Genomic DNA, 18,038 nt, shown 5'->3' on the forward strand with positions numbered 1-18,038 from the left:
ATGGGGGGTTTCTTCTCGCCAGGATGTCCGTACGAGAGGGCAGCGGATCAGCTGCCGGTCATCCAGGTACGGGGGAGCAGCTCATGGGAGCAAGCCGGACGGCAGCGGTCTTCGGTGCGTACGGGCACACCGGGCGGTTCGTGGTGGCGGAACTGCTGAAGCGGGGGTTCGTCCCAGTGCTCTGCGGCCGCGACGCCCACAGGCTGAAGACGCTGGCCCGCGGGACCGGGCTGGACGTTCGTGTCGCGTCGGCCGGCGATGCGGCATCGCTCGACGACGCCCTGGCCGGCACGGCCGCCGTGATCAACTGCGCGGGACCGTTCGCCTCGACGACCGCCCCGGTGATCGAGGCGGCCCTGCGGGCACGGATCCCCTATCTGGACGTGGCGGCCGAGATCGAGGCCAACCTCGACACCTTCGCCGACTTCGCCGGCCGGGCGCGCGAGGCAGGAGCCGTCATCGTCCCCGCGATGGCCTTCTTCGGCGGCCTGGGCGACCTGCTGGCCACCGCGGCGATGGGCGACTGGACCCAAGCCGACTCGGCACACATCGCGTACGCACTGAGCAGCTGGCACCCCACCGCCGGAACGCGTCTGTCGGGCGCGGTCTCCAGGAAGCGGCGCGGCAACTGCCGCCTGCGCTACACCGGCGGCCGGTGGGAGCACCGCACTGACGCCCCACCCACCCTGCAATGGTCCTTCCCCGAGCCGACGGGACCGCGTCCGGTGGTCGGGGAGTTCACGATGGCCGACGTCGTGACCGTGGCCAGCCACCTGTCCATCCCGGACGTGACCACCTACATGACGGCCGACGCGGCCCGCGACGTCACGTCCCCCGACACGCCCGCGCCGGCGGCGGCCGACGAGAGCGGCCGGTCCGGCCAGACCTTCCTCGTCGACGCCGTCGTGCGCTCGGGCGACACCGAACGCCGCGCCGTCGCCCGCGGCCAGGACATCTACGCCGTCACCGCACCGCTCGTCGTGGAAGCCCTCGACCGCGTCCTGACCGGACGCACCCGTACGGTGGGCGTCGCCTCCGCAGGCGCCATGTTCGACGCCCTCGGCTTCCTGCGTGCACTGGCCCCGCGCATCACCGTGGAACTGCACCCGTAACGGCCTCTCCCCAGAGCCCTCCCCGGTGCCCGCGCCAGGCCCGGACAAGGCCCGGACAAAGGACCGGACACGGCCGACGGACCCCGCGGGGAAGGCACACGGAAGCAATGAACACCGCTCGGGTCTCCTGCAGAACCGCCCCGGCCCGGGGCAGGGGGCACGACAGCGCAGCCGGCGGAGTGACGCCGGTGATCCCGGCCGGGCTGAATCAACCCTGCCGATGGGGGGAATTCACCCGCCATGACCGAGAACGCCAGGAATAGCAGCAGTGCACCGGACCCTGAGGCCTCGACCCGCCGCTACTACGAGACCGGCGACGTCGACGCGTTCTACGACATCGTCTGGGGCGGCGAGGACATCCACATCGGCGTGTACGCCCATGCACAGGAGGCAATTGCCAAGGCCTCGCACCGCACCGTGCAGCACGCCGGGGACCGGGTCGCGGACCTGCTCGGCCCGGACACGACGGTGCTCGACCTCGGCTCGGGGTACGGCGGCTCGGCCCGCGCGCTCGCCGAACGGTTCGGCTGCCCAGTGGAGGCCCTCGACCTCAGCGAGGAGCACAACCGGCGCAACCGCGCCACCAACGCCCGACGGGGGCTCGACCACCTGATCGAGGTCACCACCGGATCCCTGACCAGCCTCCCCTACGAGGCCAAGTGCTTCGACGTGGTGTGGTCCCTGGAAGTCCTGTGCCATGTCACGGACCGGGCCGGCGCTCTGGGCGAGGCGGTACGCGTCCTGAAACCGGGCGGCGCGCTGGTCTTCTCCGACATCATGGCGGCCGAGGAGGCCCCGGCGGCGACGCTGCGGCCCGCGCTGTCACGTCTCGGGGTGGACAGCCTGGCCACGCCGTCGTCCTATCTTCAGTGCCTGGCCGGACTCGGGCTGAAGGCCGACTTCGAGGATCTCACCGTGCACCTCACCACCCACTACGCACGCCTCGACGAGGAGGTGCGCCGCCGCGCGGCCGAGCTGCGGAGCATCATCAGCCCGGCCTACGTCGACGAGCTGCTCGCCAACCTGCCTCTGTGGACGGACATCACACGCCGAGGACTGCTGCGCTGGGGAATCTTCCACGCCCGCCTTACCGCGGTCACTGACTGACCCGTCACGCCCGGCCCGCAGCACTCGACCCCCGCCGGGATATCCACATGCTTCCGGCCCCCTTCGACGCTGGTGTCGAAGGGGGCCGGTGCGTTGGTAGCGGGGACAGGATTTGAACCTGCGACCTCTGGGTTATGAGCCCAGCGAGCTACCGAGCTGCTCCACCCCGCGTCGGTGCGCCCAGCTTACGTCATGCCCAGGGCAGGGCTTGCCCGGACACGGGCCGGGCAGGAGATGCGCATGAGGCGTCTGCAGGGGAATCGGAGGCTGCCTGCGCCGTGCACCACCAGAACGCGCCTCGTCGATGAGGCCGGACACGAGCGTGTCAGCGGCCGGGTCACCCTCCTGGTCCGCGGCCTCCAGCTCGGCTGCAACGCTCTCCACGGTCAAAGGCACGGCATTGCTCCCTTCTGCACGGTGATGGGGGCCGCCCCCGCGGGACTTCGGCACACGCGGGCGAGACCTGGGCGCGGTGCCAGGTGGGTGTTCCATGCCGGCCACCTCGACGATCGCGCCCGTGACCGTGCGTGACTGAGATGGGCCGGACGAGTGGGGCCCTCGCGCGCCCGGGGCGCACATGAAGGCGCGCGAAGCCGCACGAGGCCGCACCCTGTCCGTGCTGCTGCCCCTGGCGGCCATCGGACCGGCGCTCAAGGAGACAGCAGCGTCAACGCGGCAACGCCTCGTGCTGCGGTTACCCCCACCCCCCACACGGTGGCCGGCCGGATGGGCAGCGGCACCAGTGTGCGGCGATCGTGTGTCCCGGAAAACACGTGAGCCGAAGGGGGAACCAGTGAGTCGTCCCATGGAACGCGCTCTTACGCGCCGCACGCTACTGGCCAGCGCAGCGGCGGCCGGTGCGGGAACGGTGTTCGCAGGCGCGGGCAAGGCCGCGGCCGGTGGGTGGGCAGGGCCGGTGAGACAGACGGCGGTGGCCGCCGAGACGGCGCGTCTGGAGCGCGCGTTGATCGAGTTGCGGCGGGACATCCACCGACACCCCGAGGCCCCGGGGCAAGAGCAGCGCACGGCCGCTGTGGTGGCCCGGGAGCTGCGGGCCGCGGGGTTGAGCGTCACCACCGGGGTGGGCGGCCACGGTGTCGTCGGTGTCCTGCGGGGTACGAGTCCGGGCCGGACCGTTGCCTACCGGGCGGACATGGACGCGGTTCCGCCCGCAGACATCGTCGGGACAGGTCCCGCGCCGGCCCACGTCTGCGGCCACGACATCCACACTGCGGTGGGCATCGGCGTCGCCCGGGTACTGGCGCGGCTGCGGCAGCAGTTGAGCGGAACGGCGGTCTTCCTTTTTCAGCCTGCCGAGGAGACCCTGTCCGGCGCCCGCGCACTGATCGACGCGGGCGTGCTGGAGCGTATGGGCATCGAGGAGATCCATGCGCTGCACTGCGGGCCCTTCCCGATCGGCCAGTTCGCCGTCACCGCGGGCTACGGGCTGCCGGGCCAGGACAAGGCGGAGGTGACCCTCTCCGGACCGGACGCACTCGATGACGCGCGGCGCCTGGCCGCCGACATCGGCGCGCTCGCAACGGTGGCGCTGCCGCAGACCCCAGTGGACCTGGAGCGCCTCGTTACCGACGCCCGGACTCCCAACGGTCCGCTGGCCCGCTTCGTAGCCGTCCGGGCCACGGCCCAGCAGGCCACGGTGAGGGTGTCCTACCGCTGCTGGCCGCCGGAGCGGTACGTGGAGGTCCGCGAGGACATCCGCCGGGCGAGCACGCCCTACACGGGGGCCGCGACGCGCTTTCCCGGCGAGCCGTTCCCGGCCATGGTCTGCCCGGAGCGTGACGGCCGCCTGCTCGCCCATCACCTGCGCCGCACCGCCGGCCGGGACACGGTCACCGAGCTTCATGCCGCCTTCCCGCCCTTCAGCGGCGAGGACTTCGCCCTCTACCTGGACCGGATCCCCGGTACCTACACGTTTCTCGGCGTCCGTGCTCCTGGAGAACCCATCACAACGAGCTACCCGCACTATCCGGATTTCTCCCCGGACGAGGGCGCCATCGGCGTCGGCGTATGCGCGATGGCCGGCTGGATCGCGGAGCGCACCCACAAGGCTCAGGGCCTGCCGGGCGGATGCAGGGCCCGGGGCGACTGACTCCCGTTCTCGTGAACACCGCCTGTGCGCGCGAGCGTGCGCTGCCGGTCTTCCGTCGACGACGTCACAGCTCAGGTTCTGGCTCAACTTCTGCCAAACGGCCACGCTGAGTGATCGATGGATGCCTGGGAGCGCTGCCTGTCCCTGATCCACAACGGTGAGTCTTCGCAGGAGCCGCCTGCCCCGCCGACCGCCCACCAGGAATCACGTTCCGCCTTCAGACGGGCGTAACGCTCGCGGGCTGCGATACCGTCCGCGTTCTGCGGGGCGCTGGTCTCCTGGACCCCATGCCTTCATGGCGTCCAGGACGCGGTCTCCTGGAGTGAGGCACAGGGCGAATGCGGCGACCAAGAAGGCCGCGTACAGGGAAGGGTCCACCATGGCCGCCATGCTGATCACTGCACGGTCACACGTCGACCAAATTCCACGGACTGAGATATCGGTTGCTGACTGCCGCCTCTTGCACACAACGAGAAGCAGCAGGCAGGGGCCAACGTTGCCTAATCCCTTGTTAAGGGTGCCACGAGGAGCTGTGAGCCTTGCGGTGCTGTTCGAAGTCGATGGGCATCGGCTGCGCCCACTGCGATGCACCGTCGCCCCTGCCTGGCTCGTGCGGAAGCCAGCGGTGTACACACCGCTCGTCTTGGCCACTCTCCCGCCTCCGTCGGCAGCGTCGGCGGCACAGCCGGGTTAGCGTGCGACTGACCGTCCGGATCGGGCACCGCAGCTTGCAGTCGGGGCCAGTTGAGGGCGGACCGTAGGGTGACCAGCGGGCTGTGTACCGCTGCTCGTCTGGCGCACACTCTGGCTCTGGCCGCCCGTGACACCGTCAACACCAGTGCGCGGCAGGGCAACGGACTCCTTCCCCGTCGCTGAAGCGGCCACGAACGCGGTGGGTGACTATGTGCACAAGGAGCGGGTTCCGGCAGATGATTCCCGGCACGGTGACCGCACCTGAGCCCGCGTGGGTGAGTGTGACGGTGACGATCAGCGTGTCGCCCCGGGCGACCGGGTGCAGGACCTGCAGGTCGTCCCCGACGGTCGGCACGGCCTCGGGAAGCAGGTCGCCGCTCGTGACCCGGATGGGGTGGACGGCCCTGCTCGTGCTGCGGGCGTGCGTGCCGTGATGGGACGGGAGAGCGGTCAGGGGGCCGCGATCGGACGAGGGAGCGGTGACCGTCAGCAGGGAGGTGAGCAGGACGGCGTAGCGCGCCGCGCGTCCTGTCCCGCGCGCGTGTCCGGCCTGATGGCTGTCCGCCTCTGCCTTCGGGGGCGTGGCCGGTCCGGCGGGCGGGACGACCGCGGGATGCGGACCGTCTTCTCCGGCGGGCGCCATGGTGACAGGAGCGGTCGGCGACCTGGCGCCGATGAGCCCGGACCGGGCCGGCGGCAACGCATGACGGGCAAGGCGAAGGAATTCCTCACCCTCGTCCTCTGGCAGGCCGAGGGCCGTGGCCAGCAGCCGCCCGTTTCACGGCGGGGCCGGGCAACCCTGCCGTGCTCGAGATCACGGATTGCCCGCACGCTCATCCTCGAGCGCTCGGCGAGCTCCTCCTGCGTCAGCCCGGCTCCCCTGCGCCGGGCGCGTAACAGTGCCCCGAATCCGCCCTCGCTCATCACGCCCCCCGCCGGATTATCTGGACCTGCGCAGGCGAGTACACACCACAGGGTGTCTGCCGGGAAAACTGCCGGTGCTTCTTCCGGCCATTCTGCCTGGTCACCACCGTGTGGGGCTGCTGATGATCGGCACCGCAAGCCCTCGGCGAGCCTTGCCCCGTCACCTCACGCCGGGCCGCCCCAGGCGGCACAGCCTCACCACGAGAGCGCGTCAACCACTCAGGCTGGCCCTGCATCCCAGATGAAAAGGAGAAGGTCATGAGAAAGACCCTTGGCCGCCAGGGTGTCAAGCGGGCCGCCGCCACGCTCACCATCGTCGGCACGCTGCTGGCCACAGGCGTCACCGTCGCCCAGAGTGCGTCGGCCAACACCGGTGGCGGTGGCTGCCGGGACAAAGGCTACGCCGGTGAGACCTACGGCATCACTGAGTTGCCCTGCAGCAGGGGGGACGGCAGCCGCGGCGTCTACGGGGAGACCAACTACAGGAATCCGAACAAGGTCAGCATCTTCCCGTGTGCCCAACTGCTCAAGGTCAACTCCGACCACACCACCACCCAGGTCGCGGACTTCGGCTGCCTGGGCAAATGGCTGACTTCGAACAAGGACGACGGGTCGATCCAGTTCAATACGAGCACCATCGGCGTCTCGAACGGCACCTACGTCGTGCAGGCCGGCTACTGGGAGTACGACCCGAACGGCAACCTGGTGTACATCCTGGGAGCGCAGGGCACCCCGGTCCAGGTCTTCGGGTAGTCGCTGCTCTGCGGCTCCTCGTCGGCCGAGCATGAACGGCGATGCAAACCGGGCCGAACGCCCAGGTGCAGCAACGGTGCCTTCCATCCGGCACAAGTGATGCCCCTGGACTGGTCCCACTGCTCGGTCGGTTGGACACCGGCATCGGTGAGCGCTTCGGCCACGGTTGCGCAGCACCGGCGTCGCCCGGCGCGGTCCACGGTTGGTTCCGCTTCGGTGCCGTCGGTGTTCATCCAGTCCGCTCGATCGGCAGCAGGGTGCCGTCCAGGATCACGAGCTGCGCGTAGGTGCCACCGCACCGCAGGTGAACCGGCGCAAGGAGCGCCCGACGGCCGGCTGTCGGCCGCCGCCGGCGTGGCCGATCTCCAGCCGCCGGGCGACGAGTTGACCGGTCAGGTACCTCAGGGCGCGGGTGGACGGATCTCTTGAGGAGGGGTGGGCAGGCACGCGAAGCTCCTGGCGGCACGGGTGATCCTGGTCGGGATACCGTCTGCCAGGAGCTCCGTTGCGTCTGTGCGCTGCTGCCGGCCTTCAGTCCCCGTCGTCTGCAGTCGGGCCGGAAGTTGGTCTCAGTGGCTTGGGCGCTGCGGGGCGCTGGCCACCCCTGTCTCCCGACCGCTGAGCGAGGCGTCCAGGGTCTCCTGGGCCGTGCGCATCGCCTCGGCGTACTTCGGCTCGGACATGCGCTGCCAGGCCAGGTCCGGTGCGATGTGCTCGACCCGGCTCATCACCCACCAAATGTTGCCGAACGGGTCCCGCACCCTGCCGCCACGATCCCCCCACGCACTGTCAGCAGCCTCGGTGACCACTTGTGCCCCGTGCGCAACAGCAGCGGCCATGGCGGCGTCCGCGTCCGGGACATAGACCCGCAACAGCGAGGGCATCACCGGCCAGTCGGGCCGTCGGTCGAAGGCCAGCACGACCGTGTCGCCGACTCGGATCTCGCCGTGGCCGATGGTGCCGTCCTCGACCGGCACCCGTGCGATCTCTTCGCCGTCGAACGCGCCGGTGATGAAGTCGAGCAGTGCGCCGGTGTCGTCGGTGACCACCCACGGTGCAACGCTGGTGTAGCCCTCGGGTGCAGTCTGACCCATTGGTGTCGTCCCCTTCTGTGGTTCTTCGTGATGTGAAGACACTAGGGGGCAACTAGGACGGTTCTGTTCCTAGATGGGCCCGGAATCAGCACGACCTTCTCAGCCCCTGGTCGTAGCCGTCCTCCCCTCGAACCTCGCGCCGAGGATGAAAAGGGCTCACGGACGGCGTTCCTCGCCAAAGCCGGGCGGGAGAGGAACACCGTCCCGGGTTGAGGTTCGGTTCGGCCGGCCAGTCCTTGGCCTGTCCGCACATTCCCTGCGCCCACTTCGTGGATGCAGGCCGGCAGACGTCAAGACCCTTGCCGGCGGCCCCCGCGAGGATCCCCTCCCAGAGGTGCTCGCAGGTGCCGCCGCCGCGCTCACCCCGCGCGGCGATCAGGACCCGCGGCCGCCCGGCCGTCCTGATCAGGACGAGCAGCTCCGTATGGCAACGGCCGCGCTGATGGGGGCAGGCCTCGCACAGAAGCCCCCTGTCTCCTGCGGCGAGCACAGCGAGCAGGGCCCCAAGGCCCACAGGAGCTGCCCCGCATGGCCCCGTTGAGGTCCGCGGCGGCGGGCGCGGGACGTGGACGCCCCACCACGGCCGGCTTGCTGTGCGGTGTCGCGCTGTCTGTGCCGTCTACTAGGCTTCTTGATCGCGAACGCGGTGGCTGTGCGGCCGTGGGCCGGGAGTGAGCACGGGGGAGAGGTACGGGGATGGGTTACACGATTCCGGGATGGCTCGATGAGGTCCTGGACTTTATCGGGGTCAAGTTCCCGAACGTGGACGAGGACGATTACCGCGACATGGCGGATGCCATGAGGGAGTTCGCAGACAGGTTCGAGGGGCATGGTGCGGATGCGCACAAGGCCGTGTCCCGGATCCTTTCCTCGTCCCAGGGCTGGGCCGTCGATGCGATGGAGAAGCACTGGAACCAGGTCAAAGCCAGTCACCTGGAGAAACTTCCCGAACTGGCCCGCCTGTTCGCAAAAGCGTGTGACGTCCTCGCCGAGATCATCTTCTGGATGAAGACGAAGGCGGAGGCCGAGCTGGCGGTCATGGCCGGCTCGGCGGGTCTGTCCATCGGGCTCGCGTGGGTGACCGGGGGCCTGTCGGCGGTGCTCGGTGCGGCCGAGATCACGGCCATGCGGCAGGTGGTCAAGCGGATCCTTGACGAGGCGGTGGACCGGATCGTCGACGAGGTGATCGCGAAGGTCACCGAGCCGGTCAACGCCAAGCTGGAGGCGATGGTCGAGGACATGGTCCTCGACCTGGCCGAGGACGCTTTCTCCATGCCGCCGGCAGCGGGCAGCGGCGCCGGGCATGCCAGGGGCAGCCACGGGGGGATGCAACTCGCCTCGGCCGGCGGCGTGGGCGCCGCCGGCGGTGATGCGGGCGGGACCACCAAGATCGACCATGTCGAGTTCGACGACGGCGCGGGCAAGGTGTCCCGGCACGGCAGCGAGATGCACATGGCCGCGTCCTCACCCTTGGGACGGGTCAGGGGGGCGTTCGGCCGCAGCAAGGGCCGCGACCCCTTCACACGGGTCTTCGACGACGTACTGCACGGTGCGATCAGGGGCTCGGAGAAGGCCCTGAAAAAGATCTCCACACACATCACGGAGACCGTTCCGGACCGCGTGAAGGCCACTTCCCGCCTGCACAAAGGCATCGACCTCGATGTCCGCGACCGGGTCAACGCCATCGGCGGCGGCAAGAAAGGCGGCGGACATGACGGCGGGCGTACCCGCCTGGACGGCCTGGGCAAGCGCCTTCCCGGATCCCTGAAGGACGCCCTGGCCAACACGCGTGGCAAAGCCGTCGCCCTGACCCAGCGCCGATGCAAGACCGACCCCGTCGACGTCGCGAGCGGGGAGATGGTGCTGTCCCAGACCGACCTGGGCCTGCCGGGCGTGCTGCCCCTGGTGCTGCGGCGCACCCACATATCCGGTTACCGCTACGGCCACTGCTTCGGGCCGAGCTGGGCCTCGACGCTCGACGAGCGCCTGGAGCTGACGGGCAGCGGTGCGATCTGGGCCCGCGAGGACGGCTCGCTCCTCGTCTACCCGCGCGTGCCGGCCTCCTTCGGCGAACCGGTCGAGCCGGTCGAAGGCGAGCGCGTCCTGCTCACCTGTGTCGACCGCAACGCGCTGGGGGAGGTCACCTACGCCACCACCGACCCCTGCTCGGGCCACATACGCCGCTTCGTCGGCAGCCCCTACACCCCTGGCGGCCTGTACTGGCTCAGCGAGATCGAGGACCGCAACGGCAACACCGTACAGATCGTCCGCGACGACGAGGGGCTGCCCAGCGCCGTCGTCCACGACGGCGGCTACGACGTGCGGGCGACCTGTGACCGGGCAAGCGGCCGCGTCGCGGCCCTTCAGCTGCGCACCGCGAACGGCCCCGTCACGGTCGCCTCCTTCGGCTACGACGGCGGCGACCTGAGTGAGGTCACATCCTTCTCCGACACCGTTCCCCTGCGTTTCACCTATGACGACGAGCACCGGGTGACGTCGTGGACCGACCGCAACGGTCACACCTACGCGTACGTGTACGACGCGGCCGGCCGGGTCGTGGAGACGATCGGTCCCGACGGGGCGCTGTCCTCACGATTCGCCTACGACACCGCCGAGCGCGTCACCCGGTTCACCGACTCGACCGGTGCGGTCACCGTCACCCGGCTCAACGCGCTCGGGCAGACCGTCTCCGAGACCGACCCGCTCGGCCACACCGTCCACTTCGTGTGGGACCGCCGCGACAACCTGCTGGAGCGCACCGACCAGCTCGGCAACACCGCCCGCTTCACCTGGGACGAGCGGGGCAACCTGACACGGATCCAGTTCCCCGACGGCACCGAGTCGGCGACCCGCTACAACGATTCCAACCTGCCAGAAGAGGTCACGGGGGCCGACGGCACGACCTGGCGCCAGTCCTTCGACGCGCGCGGCAACCGCACCCGGATCACGGCACCGGACGGCACCCAGACGCATTTCTCCTACGACGCCCGCGGCGCACTGCTCACCGTGACCGATCCGGCCGGCGCGACCGAGCACCTCACGCACGACGCGGCCGGCCTCGTGCTGACCCGCACCGACGCCCACGGCCACACCGCGTCGGTGCAGCGCGACGCCTTCGGTCGGCCCGTCCGAGCCACCGCCCCCGGCGGCGCCACCACCCTTCTGGACTGGCTGCCCCAGGGCTGGCTCGACCGACGGGTGGCTCCCGACGGCTCCGAGGAGCGCTGGAGCTGGGACGCGGAGGGCAACTGCACATCGCACACCGGCCCCGGCGGCGCCGTAACCCGCTTCGAGTACACGCACTTCGACCGGCTCGCCGCCCGCACCGGCGCGGACGGCGCCCGATACTCATTCGCCTACGACACCGAGCTGCGCCTGACAGAAGTCCTCAACCCGCAAGGGATGAGCTGGAAATACACCTACGACGCGGCCGGCAACCTGACCTCCGAGTCCGACTTCGACCAACGGACGGTCACCTACGAGTTCGACCCGACGGGCCGGCCCACCGCACGCACGACGCCGCTCGGCGCCCGGATCACCAGCGAGTACGACGTGATGGGCCGCGTCATCGCCAAGGACGTGGCAGGCCGGTGCACCCGCTACACCTACGACGCGGCCGGCCGGGTCAGCTCGCTGACATCGCCCACCTCCACGCTGACCCTGGAACGCGACGTGGTCGGCCGAGTCGTCGCCGAAACCGTCGACGCACGCACCACCCGCTTCACCTACGACGCCGCAGGACGGCGCACCACACGCACCACACCCACCGGCGCCGTGACGCGCTCCACCTACGACGCGGTGGGCAACCGCACAGCGCTGCTGAGCGACAGTCATGCCCTGACCTTCACCCACGACGCATGGGGCAAGGAGCTGACCCGCAGCTTCGGACCCGCCCAGGCACCGGTCACCCTCACCTCGGGGTGGAACGACATGGGCCGGCTGACCTCACAGCTGCTGAGTGCCGGAGGCCGAACCCTGCGCGCCCGGGCATATGACTACCGGGCCGACGGCTGCCTGGAGACAATCGTCGACGAACTGAGCGGCACGAGCCGCAGCTTCGACCTCGACCCGGTCGGCCGCCCCCTGCGCGTCACAGCCGAGAACTGGTCGGAGACGTACTCGTACGACAGCGCCGGCAACGAAGCCCATGCCCAGTGGCCCGATCGGGCCGCACGCACCGAGGGCCGCGGACGACGCACCTACGAGGGCACCCGCGTCCTGACCGCCGGACGGATCCACTACGCATACGATGCCGCGGGACGCACCACACTGCGCCAAAAAACACGGCTGTCGAAGAAGCCGGACACCTGGCGCTACACCTGGGACGAGGAGAACCGGCTCGTTGCCTGCGTCACCCCCGACGGCACCCGATGGACGTACTCCTACGACCCGCTCGGGCGGCGCACGGCCAAGCACCGCATGGCCGACGACGGGCGCACCGTCGTGCAGTCCATCCACTTCACCTGGGACGGCACCCGGCTGGCCGAGCAGACGGACACGGACCATCACATCACCACCACCTGGGACTACGAGGGCCACCGCCCGCTGACCCAGCTCGAGCGCCGCACCAGCCCCGGGCACCAGCCACAGAGCGAGACCGACGCACGCTTCTTCGCGATCGTCACGGACCTGGTGGGCGCACCCGGCGAACTCGTCGACGAACAGGGAGCGATCGCCTGGCGCGGCCGGTCCACCGTCTGGGGCGCCACCAGCTGGAACCGGGACGCGGCGGCCTACACCCCGCTGCGCCTGCCGGGCCAGTACGACGACGCCGAGACTGGCTTCTACTACAACTACCAGCGCCACTACGACCCCGACACCGCGCGCTACACAAGCCCCGACCCGCTCGGCCTCGGGCCGGCGCCCAATCCGGTCGCCTACGTCACCAACCCGCACACCCGGATGGACCCTGAGGGCCTGATCGCCAAGGGATGCACGGAAAGCGGCGGCTGGTACAGCGGGCTGAAACCCGCGAACCTCCTGGACGACGACAAACAGCGCATCAACCCCGTGGACCAGGAGATCAACCACATCCCCGCGAAGGCGTCCTACGCCCACCTGGACATGCCCGGATTCCGGACCGACAAGAACGGCGGTGGCGCCGGCATGGGCCCCGCGATCCGCATGGACGCCGAGGACCACCGCGAACTGACGAGCACGGGCTCCAGCAAGGAGAGCGAGCAATGGCGCGCGAAACAGCGGAAGCTGATCGACGCCGGGCGCTGGGACCAGGCCATGAAGATGGACATCGACGAGATCCGGGAGCTGTACGGCGACAAGTACGACACCCACATCAAGGACATGGTGGACAGCCTCAAGAACAACAAGAAGTTCCAGGCCATGCTGACCAAGAAGGGCTGGACGATAAACTACGACATCCTGAAGTGATAACGCCGCAAAGAATTGAGGGAATAGGCGATGGATCTGGTACTCGACCCCCCGCGCGGAGTCGCGCCGATCCTGCTGGGCACGACCCTCGACGAGGCGCTCGCCGCGGTGCCCGACTGGGGCGAGCCCCGGGTACTCAGGCGCCCGAGCCGGAACTCGGCGAAGGCGTCCTGGACCCTCGACCACGTCGGCGTACAGGCCCTGGCCGAGGACGGGACCCAGGTCACCGCGATCGAGCTGTGGTGGCCCGGTGAAGGCCGCACGTCCACCACACGCGTCCTGCTCGAGGGGGACGAGGTCTTCACCACCCCAGCCGAGGACCTCTTCCAGCGTGCCGTCGAGCGGGGCTGGACGGTCGACAGGTCGCAGCCCGAGTACCCGGTGATCCCCGGGGTGTCGCTGGGCTTCACCAGGCAGACCTCACAGGAAGTCGAACGGGACTCCGACGGCCTGCCGAGGTACGTCACCTCTGTCCTCGTGGGCGGCAAGGACTACTACAACTACCGCTATCAGGAAAGCGGTCGATAGCCGCTCGACTCACGACTACGACAGCTTCGCCGAGGCGTATTCGGCCTCGAACGAGACCAGCCTCTTCAACGCCTACTACGAGCGGCCGGCGATGCTGGATCTGGCCGGGGACGTGGCCGGTCGACGCATCCTGGACGCCGGCTGCGGCTCCGGCCCCCTGTCCGCGGCGCTGCGCGACCGGGGCGCGATCGTCACCGGCTTCGACTCCAGCACCAAGATGCTGGAACTGGCCAGGGAGCGGCTCGGCGACGATGCGGCTCTGCACACCGCAGATCTGGGCAGCCCGCTGCCGTTCCCCGACGCCGCGTTCGATGACGTCGTCGCGTCCCTGGTCCTGCACTACCTGGTGGACGACCTCGCTGGCCGAACTGCGGCGCGTGCTGACTCCCGGCGGCCGGCTGATCGTGTCCGTTGATCACCCCTGCGTCGGCCTCGTGCAGCCGGGCACCGACTACTTCGCGACGTACCAGCACTCCGAGGAATGGACCCTCGCTCGGGCTTGTCAACCTGGAAGCCCACGCGGGGGGCGAAGGTTCCTCTCGCCGTTGATGCCGCCCGCGAAAGCGACCAGCTCGGCCTTGGAGGCGAAGTTGCCCACGTTGGTGTCCAGTGGCTCGTCGGTGTACTGGTGGAACATCCACTTGGTCTGGATGTTGGGCTTGCCCGCGGCTACGCCGTACTCGGCGATCCAGAGGAAATCACCCGCATTGCTGGTGGTGTCCCGGTGAGTCCAGAAGTCCCGGTTGCAGTACAGCCCGATCTTGTGTTTGGTACCGCGCAGCCGCTTGACCTCGGCGATGAAGGAATCCTTCTCCGCGGACGTTGCCGCGGTGCCGTTCGGGTTGGTCTCCCAGTCGACTACCAGCAGGTCGTGTTCGATGCTCGCGCACCCCTCCGCGAAGTGGGCCGCCTGCTCCTTGATGTGGCCCGGGTGCAGGAAGTGGTAGAAGCCGACGACCAGTCCCGCGGCGCGGGCGTGCGCGGTCTGCTCCTTCTGCTTGGGGTTGACGTAGAGGCGGTCCTCGGTGCCTTTGATGAACGCGAAGCTGGTGCCGGCGGTGGGGAAGTTCGAGTCCTGGAAGGCGGATACGTCGTAGCCCTTGATCGTCACGGTGGTCCTCCGATGCATTGTTCCGGAGGGCGCACCATGGGGCGGCCACGCGGACAACGCCGCGCCCTCTCCGATGGGGGCCCGGCGACGACTTCGATGTCCACGACACCGCCGTCCTCGATCGAGCTCAGGCGCGTATCTCGACCGTGAACAGGCGCTTGGCGAGCATGACCAGGTCCGGCTGCTCGTCTGCGTGGACGGGCCCGCCCAGGCCGGTGATTCACGGCTACCACCGCATCGTTGCGGTAGTGCTCGTGGCGCTGCCCTCCAGACACCGGGCGTCCGTGCGCCGGTCCGGCATGGTGCGGCCCTCCGTGGTCTCTTCCACGATCTGTCCGGTGGCCGGATCGCGCAACTTGCGGTCTGATTCCCAGGACAGTCGGCGGCTGGGCGTGGTGAAGGCACTGCGGCCGGTGCAGGAGGCTGGGGCATTGTTGATGTTGCCACCGAGGCCTTTACGCCGCTCTTCCCGCCAGCGGGAGAGGCTAGTACTCCAGTGCGGTTTCGTGATCTATCCAGTGGGTGCGTCGGCGGATCGTCGTCGGTAGTGGCTGCGTCGGGCTGCTGTCTGGTGGCATCTGCGCCAGGTGGACCAGTGCAGCAGCCTGGGCACGGACATGGCCGGTGGGGCGAGGACGGCGGCGAGTAGGCGGCGGATTTCCGGAACGGTCAACGCGATCGGATCGCGGCTGCGGGTGGGATGGTGTGGATCGGCGGCTCTGTCGGGCGCCGCGCCGACTGCGAGGGCAGTGAGGAAGGCCAGGGCGAGCATTGCGAGCGTGATGTGGCGGTGCCATGAGGTCCAGTGCCTGACCTGGTAGTGGTCGAGTCCGACCTGGCCCTCGGCGGCCTGGAAGCACTCCTCGACGCTCCAGCGGACACCAGCGACGCGGACCAGCTCGGACAGGGGCACGTTGATGGGCGACCAGCACAGATAGTAGGCGAGTTCGCCAGTGGTCCGGTTGCGGCGGATGAGTAGGTGGCGGTGGCCGCTGGTGCCGGTGTGTATCCAGGCCCAGTCGTAGCAGCGCGGGCCTTTCGCACCGCGGCCGGCGCTGTGCCGCTGCCAGGAGGCCCTGGGCAGACGGTCGGCGAGGGTGTCCGCACGGACCAGGGTCCGGCCTTGGTTGATCCGGACCCTGATGGAGCAGGCCACGGCCAAGACGTAGCCGATGCCGGCCTCCTCCAGACGGGCGCGTAGTGCGGGTCCTGACCGTAGGCTTCGTCGCCGGTCACCCAGGAAGCAGCGATGCCGGCGTCCAGCGCGGCGGCGATCATCTCCCCAGCCAGGCGGGGCTTGGTCGCGAACTGCACCTCGTCGGGTATCCCGGCAGCGCGGCGGCGCTCTTCATCGGAGCACCAGGAAGCCTCGGGAAGATAGAGCCGACGGTCGATCAGCGCCCGTCCCCGCTCGGTGGCGTAAGCGAGGAACACACCGACCTGGCTGTTCTCGATGCGTCCCGCGGTGCCGGTGTACTGGCGCTGCACCCCCGCCGAGGCCCGGCCCTTCTTCACAAAGCCGGTCTCGTCGACGACGAGGACACCCCCGTCGGCTCCGAGGTGTTCGACGGCGTAGGCGCGGACGTCGTCGCAGACGGCCTCTGCGTCCCAACGGGCGTAGCGCAGCAGGCGCTGCATCGGCCCGGGCCGGGCACGGCCGACCTGTTCGGCCAGCTGCCAGCAATTCTTCCGCTCGACACTCGACAGCAGCCCGAGCAGGTAGGCGCGGGCGGTCGCTCGGGGCTCCACCCGACCGAACCGGCCCGCGATCCGGGTCATGACCTGGTCGAACATCGCCCGCCAACGGGCAGGGTTTACGTTATGGCTCGCGGCCACCGCACGATCTTCAGAAGTCCACACAAGCCCTGATGATCACGCGTTGGCCGTTCTCATACTCACAGGGCCCCAGCGCAAAATTCGCGAGGGCCGAGTGGATGGGTGCGGCGCACTCTCGCCCGAGGCGGCTGATCCACCTGCCAATCCCTTTGTGCGACCGAGCAGGTCACCTCTAGCGTGCAAGAGCATAGGAATCGTGCGCGAGGGCAGCGCGCCACACGAATGAGGAGCAACCGCCATGGGAACCATGGTCTCGGTCAGGGGCTGGCTGCAGTGTGACGACGGACAGCTGGCCCAGATCAAGGAGATCGTGGAAGCAGACGATCCGGAGCGCACCTACAGCGGGGGCTGGGCCTTCCCCGCTCGGCAGTACAACAGCGTCAGGTGGGTCTTCTACGGGGGCGACATCCGTGCGGTGTCCCTCGACTGGTTCGAGGAGAGGTTGCGTCAGATCGCCCAGATCCCGGCCGCCTACCAAGATGATGAGTACGACGATAGGCCTCGGGGGCTGTTTCTGGTCAGCCACGATGTCCACGGCATGAGCGAGTGGAGGGTTCACAACGGCGGCCTAGTGATCGGCCTTCCTGATGGGGATTACCACTACCTCGACGCCTAGCTAGATCACGAAGTCGCACTGGAGTACTAGGTCCTCCTTTTAGGACTGCAGCAGGGCCCGCTGCTGCAGTCCTACTGGGCGGCGCACCCCCCAGCCTGCCGCCAGGCCAGGGCGTATAGGTCGGCCATCGTGGCCACGGCGTGGTTGTCAGCTCGGGCAGGGTGTGGTTCAGCATGCGGCAGACCGAGGCGATCTCCACGGGCGAGTGCAGCGCGCTGCCAGTAGTCCGGCAGCGGAAATCTGTTTGCGAGGTGGAACCTCCGCTGAGACGCACTCGGTTCCTGGCCAACCCCACTCCCTTCTACGAGTCGCTTCTCTCCCTCCGGCTGCTGCTTCGCGGAGGCGTCCCCGGGGCTGGCCCCCTGGCTGAGCTGGCTTCGGCTTCCAGATACGCGCCATCCCGGCCGAGTTGACCAGCACCGTCCTTGAGCATGCCCCAGTCGTGGTGTTAGGGGTGAGGCGCGCCGGTCCTCCGCCCATCCCGGTCGTGACGGGCCCCCGTTCTGTGTCCGTCGGCCGGTTGTCGGCGCTTCCGGTGTTTCCTGGGGGACGGTGCGGGGGTTCGGTGCTGCCGGTGTGTGTGGGTGCGGGTGTTCAGGGTTTGTGGGGAGTTCACGGGGGGTGCAGGAGTTGGGGCGGGTGCGGCACGGGTGGGAGCGTATGTGGGAGCGGGGGATGTCAACTGGTTTGTGTGTGATGCGTGTTCTGCTCCATGGGTTCTGGTGCCTGTGGTGGTTACTGTGGGTTGATGGTGGTCAGAGGGGGA

The 18,038-nt window shown here is 69.2% G+C and carries 10 protein-coding genes, 1 tRNA gene and 3 pseudogenes; 8 read left to right on the forward strand and 6 right to left on the reverse strand.

What is annotated here, in order from left to right:
- Window positions 1-83 precede the first annotated feature (83 nt).
- Both ACFZCP_RS38890 and ACFZCP_RS38895 read left to right on the forward strand, forming a co-directional pair.
- Window positions 84-1,112, forward strand: a complete 1,029-nt coding sequence (locus tag ACFZCP_RS38890) for a saccharopine dehydrogenase NADP-binding domain-containing protein (RefSeq protein WP_391438766.1) — start codon at window positions 84-86, stop codon at window positions 1,110-1,112.
- A gap of 240 nt (window positions 1,113-1,352) precedes the next feature.
- On the forward strand, window positions 1,353-2,219 hold the full coding sequence (locus ACFZCP_RS38895) for a methyltransferase domain-containing protein (protein WP_391438769.1): 867 nt from the start codon (window positions 1,353-1,355) through the stop codon (window positions 2,217-2,219).
- A gap of 94 nt (window positions 2,220-2,313) precedes the next feature.
- Here ACFZCP_RS38895 and ACFZCP_RS38900 read toward each other — a convergent pair.
- Window positions 2,314-2,390: transfer RNA gene (locus tag ACFZCP_RS38900), tRNA-Met, on the reverse strand.
- A gap of 634 nt (window positions 2,391-3,024) precedes the next feature.
- Between ACFZCP_RS38900 and ACFZCP_RS38905 the strand changes: the two genes are divergently transcribed.
- A complete protein-coding gene (locus ACFZCP_RS38905; RefSeq protein ID WP_391438772.1) occupies window positions 3,025-4,329 on the forward strand; it encodes an amidohydrolase in 1,305 nt (434 codons plus the stop codon).
- Between the two features lie 829 nt (window positions 4,330-5,158).
- Here the strand turns inward: ACFZCP_RS38905 and ACFZCP_RS38910 are convergent.
- Together ACFZCP_RS38910 and ACFZCP_RS38915 are read right to left on the reverse strand one after the other, a co-directional pair.
- On the reverse strand, window positions 5,159-5,665 hold the full coding sequence (locus ACFZCP_RS38910) for a hypothetical protein (RefSeq protein WP_391438830.1): 507 nt from the start codon (window positions 5,663-5,665) through the stop codon (window positions 5,159-5,161).
- Between the two features lie 191 nt (window positions 5,666-5,856).
- Window positions 5,857-5,946, reverse strand: a pseudogene (locus tag ACFZCP_RS38915) (hypothetical protein); the annotation flags it as partial.
- 258 nt (window positions 5,947-6,204) lie between these two features.
- On the opposite strand from ACFZCP_RS38915, the gene ACFZCP_RS38920 reads away from it, so the two are divergent.
- Window positions 6,205-6,699 (forward strand): hypothetical protein, encoded by a 495-nt coding sequence (locus tag ACFZCP_RS38920; protein WP_391438775.1) that lies wholly within the window; start codon window positions 6,205-6,207, stop codon window positions 6,697-6,699.
- Window positions 6,700-7,268: 569 nt separating this feature from the next.
- Here the strand turns inward: ACFZCP_RS38920 and ACFZCP_RS38925 are convergent.
- Window positions 7,269-7,793, reverse strand: a complete 525-nt coding sequence (locus ACFZCP_RS38925; RefSeq protein WP_361444000.1) for a VOC family protein — start codon at window positions 7,791-7,793, stop codon at window positions 7,269-7,271.
- Between the two features lie 696 nt (window positions 7,794-8,489).
- Between ACFZCP_RS38925 and ACFZCP_RS38930 the strand changes: the two genes are divergently transcribed.
- The 3 genes and pseudogenes from ACFZCP_RS38930 to ACFZCP_RS38940 all read left to right on the forward strand — a co-directional run.
- Window positions 8,490-13,181: a DUF6531 domain-containing protein gene (locus ACFZCP_RS38930; protein WP_391438780.1), complete on the forward strand. Its 4,692-nt coding sequence runs from the start codon at window positions 8,490-8,492 to the stop codon at window positions 13,179-13,181.
- 30 nt (window positions 13,182-13,211) lie between these two features.
- Window positions 13,212-13,709, forward strand: a complete 498-nt coding sequence (locus tag ACFZCP_RS38935; protein WP_391438782.1) for a hypothetical protein — start codon at window positions 13,212-13,214, stop codon at window positions 13,707-13,709.
- Window positions 13,690-14,200: pseudogene (locus ACFZCP_RS38940) on the forward strand (class I SAM-dependent methyltransferase); the annotation flags it as partial. The gene ACFZCP_RS38935 and the pseudogene ACFZCP_RS38940, both read left to right, overlap by 20 nt.
- 11 nt (window positions 14,201-14,211) lie before the next feature.
- On the opposite strand, the gene ACFZCP_RS38945 reads toward ACFZCP_RS38940, so the two are convergent.
- Together ACFZCP_RS38945 and ACFZCP_RS38950 are read right to left on the reverse strand one after the other, a co-directional pair.
- Window positions 14,212-14,820: a GH25 family lysozyme gene (locus ACFZCP_RS38945; RefSeq protein ID WP_391438786.1), complete on the reverse strand. Its 609-nt coding sequence runs from the start codon at window positions 14,818-14,820 to the stop codon at window positions 14,212-14,214.
- A gap of 751 nt (window positions 14,821-15,571) precedes the next feature.
- Window positions 15,572-16,614 (reverse strand): annotated as a pseudogene (locus ACFZCP_RS38950) (IS701 family transposase); the annotation flags it as partial.
- 280 nt (window positions 16,615-16,894) lie between these two features.
- Between ACFZCP_RS38950 and ACFZCP_RS38955 the strand changes: the two are divergent.
- Window positions 16,895-17,272 carry a hypothetical protein gene (locus tag ACFZCP_RS38955; protein ID WP_391438789.1) on the forward strand — a complete coding sequence of 126 codons (378 nt, stop codon included), beginning with the start codon at window positions 16,895-16,897 and terminating at the stop codon, window positions 17,270-17,272.
- Window positions 17,273-18,038: the final 766 nt, after the last annotated feature.

This window comes from Streptomyces sp. NPDC007971 (assembly GCF_042958635.1).
Classification (GTDB): Bacteria; Actinomycetota; Actinomycetes; order Streptomycetales; family Streptomycetaceae; genus Streptomyces.

What these genes read in the sequence shown, in the direction of transcription:
- ACFZCP_RS38930 (WP_391438780.1), top strand. Translation starts at nt 8,490, where the DNA reads ATGGGTTACACGATTCCGGGATGGCTCGATGAGGTCCTGGACTTTATC.
- ACFZCP_RS38920 (WP_391438775.1), top strand. Translation starts at nt 6,205, where the DNA reads ATGAGAAAGACCCTTGGCCGCCAGGGTGTCAAGCGGGCCGCCGCCACG.
- ACFZCP_RS38935 (WP_391438782.1), top strand. Translation starts at nt 13,212, where the DNA reads ATGGATCTGGTACTCGACCCCCCGCGCGGAGTCGCGCCGATCCTGCTG.
- ACFZCP_RS38905 (WP_391438772.1), top strand. Translation starts at nt 3,025, where the DNA reads ATGGAACGCGCTCTTACGCGCCGCACGCTACTGGCCAGCGCAGCGGCG.
- ACFZCP_RS38910 (WP_391438830.1), bottom strand. Translation starts at nt 5,665, where the DNA reads ATGGCGCCCGCCGGAGAAGACGGTCCGCATCCCGCGGTCGTCCCGCCC.
- ACFZCP_RS38925 (WP_361444000.1), bottom strand. Translation starts at nt 7,793, where the DNA reads ATGGGTCAGACTGCACCCGAGGGCTACACCAGCGTTGCACCGTGGGTG.
- ACFZCP_RS38890 (WP_391438766.1), top strand. Translation starts at nt 84, where the DNA reads ATGGGAGCAAGCCGGACGGCAGCGGTCTTCGGTGCGTACGGGCACACC.
- ACFZCP_RS38895 (WP_391438769.1), top strand. Translation starts at nt 1,353, where the DNA reads ATGACCGAGAACGCCAGGAATAGCAGCAGTGCACCGGACCCTGAGGCC.
- ACFZCP_RS38955 (WP_391438789.1), top strand. Translation starts at nt 16,895, where the DNA reads ATGGGAACCATGGTCTCGGTCAGGGGCTGGCTGCAGTGTGACGACGGA.